General features: G+C 53.2%; 7 protein-coding genes and 1 pseudogene. 3 read left to right on the top strand and 5 right to left on the bottom strand.

Annotated features, from left to right (window positions below; all coding sequences use genetic code 11):
• Positions 1-27 precede the first annotated feature (27 nt).
• The gene (locus tag R6U67_RS05410; protein ID WP_410251600.1) at positions 28-288 is read left to right on the top strand and encodes a zinc ribbon domain-containing protein; all 261 of its coding nucleotides are present in this window, start codon (positions 28-30) and stop codon (positions 286-288) included.
• Between the two features lie 97 nt (positions 289-385).
• Here the strand turns inward: R6U67_RS05410 and R6U67_RS05405 are convergent, their stop codons facing one another.
• The 3 genes and pseudogenes from R6U67_RS05405 to tnpA all read right to left on the bottom strand — a co-directional run.
• Positions 386-961: an FKBP-type peptidyl-prolyl cis-trans isomerase gene (locus R6U67_RS05405; protein ID WP_410251599.1), complete on the bottom strand. Its 576-nt coding sequence runs from the start codon at positions 959-961 to the stop codon at positions 386-388.
• 76 nt (positions 962-1,037) lie between these two features.
• Complete coding sequence (locus R6U67_RS05400) at positions 1,038-1,361, bottom strand: phasin family protein (protein ID WP_087709709.1); 324 nt, start codon at positions 1,359-1,361, stop codon at positions 1,038-1,040.
• Positions 1,362-1,579: 218 nt separating this feature from the next.
• Positions 1,580-1,990, bottom strand: a pseudogene (gene tnpA / locus R6U67_RS05395) (IS200/IS605 family transposase); the annotation flags it as partial.
• 36 nt (positions 1,991-2,026) lie between these two features.
• Here tnpA and R6U67_RS05390 point away from each other — a divergent pair.
• Positions 2,027-3,334 carry an RNA-guided endonuclease InsQ/TnpB family protein gene (locus R6U67_RS05390; RefSeq protein ID WP_410251598.1) on the top strand — a complete coding sequence of 436 codons (1,308 nt, stop codon included), beginning with the start codon at positions 2,027-2,029 and terminating at the stop codon, positions 3,332-3,334.
• Here the strand turns inward: R6U67_RS05390 and R6U67_RS05385 are convergent.
• Entirely contained in the window at positions 3,322-3,933 is a 612-nt protein-coding gene (locus tag R6U67_RS05385) for a DUF3318 domain-containing protein (RefSeq protein ID WP_410251597.1), read from the bottom strand. The genes R6U67_RS05390 and R6U67_RS05385 overlap by 13 nt on opposite strands.
• A 100-nt stretch (positions 3,934-4,033) precedes the next feature.
• Between R6U67_RS05385 and R6U67_RS05380 the strand changes: the two genes are divergently transcribed.
• Complete coding sequence (locus R6U67_RS05380; RefSeq protein ID WP_410251596.1) at positions 4,034-4,357, top strand: hypothetical protein; 324 nt, start codon at positions 4,034-4,036, stop codon at positions 4,355-4,357.
• A 67-nt stretch (positions 4,358-4,424) separates the two neighbouring features.
• Here the strand turns inward: R6U67_RS05380 and R6U67_RS05375 are convergent, their stop codons facing one another.
• Positions 4,425-6,896 (bottom strand): ATP-dependent Clp protease ATP-binding subunit, encoded by a 2,472-nt coding sequence (locus R6U67_RS05375; RefSeq protein WP_410251595.1) that lies wholly within the window; start codon positions 6,894-6,896, stop codon positions 4,425-4,427.
• Positions 6,897-7,117 lie beyond the last annotated feature (221 nt).

Here is a 7,117-nt window from a genome sequence, read left to right as displayed (position 1 = left end):
CCCTCTTCTAAAACCTGCAACGTTTGCTTGAATCAAATCGATAGTCTGTCACTAGATGTCAGAAATTGGACTTGTTCTCACTGTGGGACGAGTCATGATCGAGATCTCAATGCGGCTATCAACCTCAGAGAAGAGGGACTACGACTCTTGACGGGGCGTATAAACCCTGGAGGAAACCTCCAGGGACAGCCCCTCACCTGCGGGACGCGGGGCAAAGCCTATTGTCCAGATGTAAGACCCAACCGTAGAGGACGTAAGAAATCTACGGTTGGGCAATCTGTTGGGTAGGAAGCCGCTATTGTAATCTTTGATTCAATAGCGGTAGTTCACGCTGACTTCGAGACAGCGAAACCAGCCTAAAATCGAGATGAACCTAGCCGCCTATTTAAGAAATTCGCAGCAATTCCACATCAAAGATGAGGGTTGCATTGGGGGGAATCACACCACCTGCACCCCGTTCACCATAGCCGAGTTCCGGGGGAATAATGAGCTTCCAGCGATCGCCGACGTGCATCATTCCCACGCCTTCATCCCAGCCACGAATCACTTGGCCGACACCAATACGGAAACTAAAGGGACGATTGCGCTCACGGGAACTATCAAAGACGGTTCCATCTTCGAGCATCCCGGTATAGTGAACCATCGCCGTTTGGCCCGTTTGCGGCTGTGCGCCGTCACCGCTTTCGAGTTTTTCATACTTCAACCCGGATGCGGTGGTATAGACACCATTCTCATCAGCCACGGGTTCTGAGGTTTCAGTCTCCGCCGGTGCTTGTGCAAAGAGACTGGGGTTGTCGCTGCTGGGTTTGGCGGGTTTGGCCGCTGCGGCTTGCTCGGCTTGCTGTTCTTCGGCCTGCAGATTCGCCGCGAGAGCTGTTTGATTCTGTGCATTAATCAGGGTAAACAAAATCGCCACAGCACAGACCACGACAACGCTCAAACTAATTAAAATAGGTCGCAAGGTAGTCCTCCTTATATTACACTTGACTTGCCCAATGACTTGAATCCGATTGCATCAGGCAATCTTCTAGGTTAGCTTACCGCCAATTTTTATTTTCAAGATCGCGAACTTGTCGTTCCAGGCGATCGAGTCGTCCTCGCAACTCATCCATCTCTGCTTGACGGGGAACCCCCAAATCTTGCATGGCGTTGCGAAGTTGGCGATCGAGTTGTTTTTCGAGGTTGCCCTGTTCTGACTTAAACTGGGTCATAAAGTCGTCGATCATCGATTTAGCATCATCAGAATCGATTTTGCCTTCTTTAACCCAGCGATCGCTGACCTCTTTAATTTTCTCTGCAACGAGGGACGTGGTTCCCACGCCAATCATGAGCAGTTGGGTAAGTAGATTGTTATTATCCATCGAAATTTTAAGTGCAAAGGACGGATGCGCTCGAACCAATCGGTAGCTACCCTTGATCCTAGCGTGTTTAGGACGGCTATAGCTAATCGGCCCGAAGCCCCGCGCTTTTCCGTTGGCGAAGCCTGCCGGAGGCACAGGGGAGCTTCGGGATGAGAGCCAGGGGCGCTGGGGGGGTTCGTTGGCGAAGCCTGTCCAAAGGACTTAGCCCCCGAAGTGCCCGAATCAGGGGAATCCTGCTGTTCAATGTACCGCTTCAAAACTGACACCGTGACCCCTCCACAACTAGCGATGAAATACGACTCATTCCAGAGTACTGACCTCCAGTAGAACTTGTTCACGCGCTCTGCAAACTCAGCCCTCAGTCTGCGACTAGATACAGACTTCAAATTGTTGACGAACTTGGGCAGCGCCATCTGAGGGTAGTACTGAAACAGGATGTGGATGTGGTCGGCCTCGCCGTTGACCTCTATCAGTTTGCAATCCCATTTTTCACACAGGTCGCCAACGATTTCTGTCAGCCGCCCCAACATCTCGGCGGTGAACACCTTGCAGCGGTATTTTGTGGTCAGCACCAGGTGAGCCTTAAGGTCTGAAACCGAGCGCCCGCTTGAAACAAAGTCATCCTTCATTAATCAGTGTGCTTAAAATATACTACACTTAATTCTATGCGAACAGCCTACCAATACCGACTTCAACCAACCTACGAACAGCGATGTCAAATGAGTCGCTGGCTCGATATGTTGCGGCACCAGTACAACTGGCTGCTGGCAGATCGCTTCGATTGGTGGGAAATGAACCGTTGTCCAGTGAACGCTTGCCCACTGGTGGCAAGCATTGCCGAGCAACGGGAGCAGCCCGACTACTACGGCCAGAAGCGGTCATTGGTGCCGCTAAAGGGTGAGCGGCCTTGGTACAAAAAGATCCATTCCCAGGTTCTTCAAGACATGGTGAAGCGGGTCAACCTGGCCTTTAAGCGATTTATCAAGGGTGATAGCTCGGGCAAACATAGCGGGAAGCCCCGATTCAAAGGAAAGCACCGCTATCGCACGTTCACCTATCCCCAGGCAAGCCACGACTGGATTGACGTCAATCGAGTCAACCTGCCTAAGATTGGGGCGGTGAAGTTCATCCGCCATAGGCCATTGCCTGAAGGGTTTGCACTCAAGACAGCGGCAATCTCCCTCAAGGCCGATGGCTGGTACATCACGTTCTCCCTAGAGGATAAGTCGGTACCAGAAACCCCACTGCCTGAGGTTGTCCCGACAGAGGCCAACAGCCTGGGCGTAGATGCTGGATTGGAGTATTTCGTCGCTTGCTCAGACGGCACCACAAAGACGCCACCCAAGTTCTACCGCCACGCTGAAAAGAGGCTGGCTAAGCTTCAGGCAAAGCGGGAACTGAGGCCCAAGGGATCGAAGGCGCGGCGAAAGCTCAATGCCAAAATTGCCAAGCTGCATCAACGCATTGCGAGGCAGCGTAGGCAGTGGCATTTTGAAACCGCTCAAGAGCTAGTCGACAAGGCTGATGTCATCTTTGTCGAAGATTTGAAAGTTTCCAATATGGCCCGACGCAATAAGCCAAAACAGGGTGAGGATGGAACATTCCTCCCTAACGGGCAAGCGGCTAAGTCGGGACTGAATAAAAGTTTTGCTGATGCCGGGATAGCTGGGTTCCTGAACGAAATCCTTCCGTACAAAGCTGCAAAAGCTGGGCGGTTGGTTGTGAAGGTAAATCCCGCTGGCACGTCCCAACATTGTGCAATTTGCCTGAACCGAGTCCCGAAAGAGCTATCCGACCGCTGGCATAGCTGCCCCCATTGTGGAGCCTCTATGCCGCGAGACGTTAACTCTGGGGTACTCATCAAAAAAGTGGGCCTGGGGCATCGGCTCACTATAAAACGCGAAGGTCGAAAGACTGGAGAAGCCCGCCCTCTACGCGAAGCGTTAGGGTCGGGAGCATGTCACCGGTCTTGACGGAGGCTTTCAGGAACCGTGACGCCTGAGACGCCGGCCATGGCCCGTAAATTTTGACAGCGAACTAACTCTGTAAAGGATAACCCAGGTCGTCCTTCGAGTTCGACGACAGCCTTAATGGCCGAGACTAAGGCTTTAGTGGCTTCGACTTCATCATAGCCGCGACGTTGGGCCACGGCGATCGCCGCTTCATCGGCGGCCAGTTCCGAGGCGGTGGATTGGTTCTGTCGCCAAATCTGATTGAGGGCGATCGCCGTCAAACTTCCCGCTGCGACTATCCCCACTGCATCGGCTTGAGCCACCTCAACGGCCGTGGCCACAATCCCAGCTAATCCCAGTCCTTGATAGACATCTAGCTTAAACCAGCGAATCTCCAACTGCCAAGAGACGGTTCGTAACAGCAATAAATCCCGCTGAGGCTGGCTCAATTCTTGCCAATTGTCAAAATTAATCAAAATCAGGCGATCGCGCTTCCAAGGCACTGGAAACGGCGTGTCAATCACCTTAGACAAACTCGGTTGACTGACAATTTTGGCGAACATACGCCCGGAGGCGGGCATTAAATCAAGGAGGCGATGAGTCTCGATGGCTGGATTCATGAAAGGTTGCGAGATAGGAGGTTGCAAGAATCGTGATTGCAGGGTCAGCGGGAGCTTGCCACAATGGGGGATGGATTCCCTGTTTAGCTTATTCTCTCCTATGGATGCCTTTGCGCCAATTGCTCCCGACTGGACCCAACCGGCGGTTCACGCCTTTGACTTCCGCTGTCCTCAATGTGGAGCCAGTAGCCGTCAAGCCGAGAAAGTTTGGCTAAACCGACGTGCGCCCGTCTATACTGCCGACTATACCCGGAAATGGCAAGAGTTCTATCACTGCTCCTGTGGCTGTGTTTGGTGGGCCTGGAGTAGCGATCGCCCGCCGGAACCTGAAGCGGCGGAGTTTGTCAACGAGGCGACGCTCCCCGACGTTTCCCCAGACTCCCCCAACACTGAACAGGGTGATGAAAACGGCGACGAGTCGTAACTCATCGCCGTTGTGCCACCTATCACATTGTGAGGCAAATGTCAAGGGGTAATTTACCCCAATCCGGTTACTGGGTGGACACCAATTCCGGGAAACGCAGTTCCACGTTGTCCTTGGAGATAATCACCTGTCCATCATCGTCGAGGTCAATGATGGCGCGATCGCCGTCTTGGATTTCACCTGAGAGCATCTTCTCAGCCAAGACATCTTCGAGGAGGCGCATAATCGCCCGACGTAGGGGACGCGCACCGTAGGCGGGGTCATAGCCTTCATCAGCCAAACGGTTCTTGAAGGCTTCGGTGGCTTGCAGACGGATGTCTTTTTCCACCAGGCGATCGAAGACTCGTTTCAACTCGATATCGGCGATTTGCTTGATTTCTTCGCGGTTGAGTTGGCTAAAGACGATGATGTCATCCAAGCGGTTGAGGAACTCAGGCCGGAAGTACTGTTTCAGTTCTTCATTCACGAGGTTACGGATGCGGTTGTACTGAGCATCGGTTTCATCGCCAGCGATTTCAAAGCCGAGGCCACCGCCACCTTTCTCGATGACGCGAGAGCCGATGTTGGAGGTCATAATCAGCAAGGTGTTCTTGAAGTCCACCACGCGACCCTTGGAATCGGTTAAACGACCGTCTTCGAGGATTTGCAGCAACAGGTTAAAGACATCGGGGTGAGCCTTCTCAATCTCATCGAAGAGAATCACCGCATAAGGACGACGACGCACGGCTTCGGTGAGTTGTCCCCCTTCGTCATACCCGACAAATCCCGGAGGCGAACCAATCAGCTTCGACACCGTATGGCGTTCCATAAACTCGGACATATCGAGGCGAATCATGGACTCTTCAGCACCGAAGAAGTAAGCCGCCAAGGCTTTGGTGAGTTCGGTTTTACCGACCCCAGTCGGTCCGGAGAAGATGAAGCTGGCGATGGGACGATGGGGATTTTTCAGGCCCACCCGAGCGCGACGCACCGCACGGGATACAGCGCGAACGGCCTCTTCTTGACCAATCAGACGTTGGTGCAAGGTATCTTCGAGGTGTAGCAGTTTCTCGGACTCGGTCTCTTCGAGTTTCGTCACCGGAACCCCAGTCCAGCTTGAGACAATCTCGGCGATGTTTTCTTCGGTGACCATCGGCGCACCTTGGGGGGTTTGTTGGCGTTCGATGGAGAGTTGGTCGATTTTGGCGCGGGTTTCGAGTTCGAGATCGCGCAGTTGACTGGCTTTCTCAAAGTCCTGTTCGGTGACGGCGTTGTCTTTGTCTTTAATCACCTGAGCCAGTTCCCGTTTGAGTTCTCGGGAGGCGGGAGAGGCTTTGAAATGCTCAATATGCACCCGAGATCCGGCTTCATCGATCAGATCGATGGCTTTGTCGGGGAGGAAGCGATCGTTAATGTAGCGATCGGAGAGTTCGGCGGCGGCTTCTAAGGCTTCATCGGCGATGGTGAGCTGGTGATGTTGCTCGTAGCGATCGCGCAAGCCAAAGAGAATCTCGATGGTTTCCTGCACCGTCGGCTCCCCGACCATAATCGGCTGGAAACGCCGTTCTAGGGCAGCATCTCGCTCGATATGCTTACGGAACTCATCGAGGGTGGTGGCCCCGATACATTGCAGTTCGCCGCGAGCCAGAGCGGGTTTGAGGATATTCGCCGCATCGAGACCCCCTTCTAGAGCGCCTGCACCCACCAAGGTATGAATTTCATCAATCACGAGGACGACATTGGCGTTGCTGCGGACTTCTTCGATGATATTTTTGAGCCGTTCTTCAAACTCGCCCCGGAAGCGGGTTCCGGCCACGAGCATCCCCATATCAATGGCGATGACTTGTTTGTTTTCTAAGAGTTCAGGAACCGCATTGGTGACAATCCGTTGTGCTAAGCCTTCGGCGATGGCGGTTTTACCGATACCCGGTTCACCGACGAGGATGGGATTGTTTTTGGTGCGGCGGCCCAGGATTTGCACGAGACGCTCGGTTTCGCGATCGCGTCCCACCACGGGGTCTAGTTTTCCTTCGGCGGCCAGTTGCGTTAAGTTGGTGCCAAATTCTTCGAGGGTGGCCATCTTCCCGCTCTTACTCGACGGCTGTCCTCCTGGTGCAACGCCGGCCACTTCTCCGAGTTGTTTCATCACCTGAGTGCGAATATCTCCGAGATCGACTCCCAGATTATGCAGCACCGTCGCCGCAACCCCTTCTTCATCCCGAGTTAGCCCTAACAGGATATGTTCGGGGGCGATATAGTTATGACCGAGTTGCCGAGCTTCTTCGACGGCATATTCAAACACCCGTTTAGCTTTCGGGGTGAAGGGGATTTCGGCGGATGTGAAGCCGGAACCGCGACCAATGAGTTGTTCAACTTCTCGGCGCGCACCGTCACGGGTGACGCTAAACTTACTCAGGACATTGGCGGCGATACTGCTTCCCTCACCAACGAGACCTAGCAAAATCTGCTCAGTCCCCACCATGTTGTGTTTGAGCCGGCGGGCTTCTTCTTGAGCCAACATGACGACTCGGATGGCTTTGTCTGTAAAATGTTCAAACATGAGCTTTTGTGTCAAATCGATGTATAAGGGGCAGGGGGAAGGACAACCGTATCTTTAGGTTAAAGGGTTGGGCCGTAGAATGCCGGTTTCTGGATGTCAGTTTTCTGGATGTCAGTTCAGGGGCTGAAACCCGATGGCAGCAATTATGAACTTTTGTATACCTCATTAATATAATCTATCTCTCAGAATCGATGGCGACAGTGAGGAGAGCCGAAACAGAA

The organism is Sodalinema sp., from assembly GCF_046483825.1.
Lineage (GTDB): Bacteria > Cyanobacteriota > Cyanobacteriia > Cyanobacteriales > Geitlerinemataceae > Sodalinema.
Note: the sequence above shows the minus strand (reverse complement) of the source record. Positions and strands in the feature narration are given on the sequence as shown.

What these genes read in the sequence shown, in the direction of transcription:
- R6U67_RS05385 (WP_410251597.1), bottom strand. Translation starts at nt 3,933, where the DNA reads ATGAATCCAGCCATCGAGACTCATCGCCTCCTTGATTTAATGCCCGCC.
- R6U67_RS05380 (WP_410251596.1), top strand. Translation starts at nt 4,034, where the DNA reads ATGGATGCCTTTGCGCCAATTGCTCCCGACTGGACCCAACCGGCGGTT.
- R6U67_RS05375 (WP_410251595.1), bottom strand. Translation starts at nt 6,896, where the DNA reads ATGTTTGAACATTTTACAGACAAAGCCATCCGAGTCGTCATGTTGGCT.
- R6U67_RS05400 (WP_087709709.1), bottom strand. Translation starts at nt 1,361, where the DNA reads ATGGATAATAACAATCTACTTACCCAACTGCTCATGATTGGCGTGGGA.
- R6U67_RS05390 (WP_410251598.1), top strand. Translation starts at nt 2,027, where the DNA reads ATGCGAACAGCCTACCAATACCGACTTCAACCAACCTACGAACAGCGA.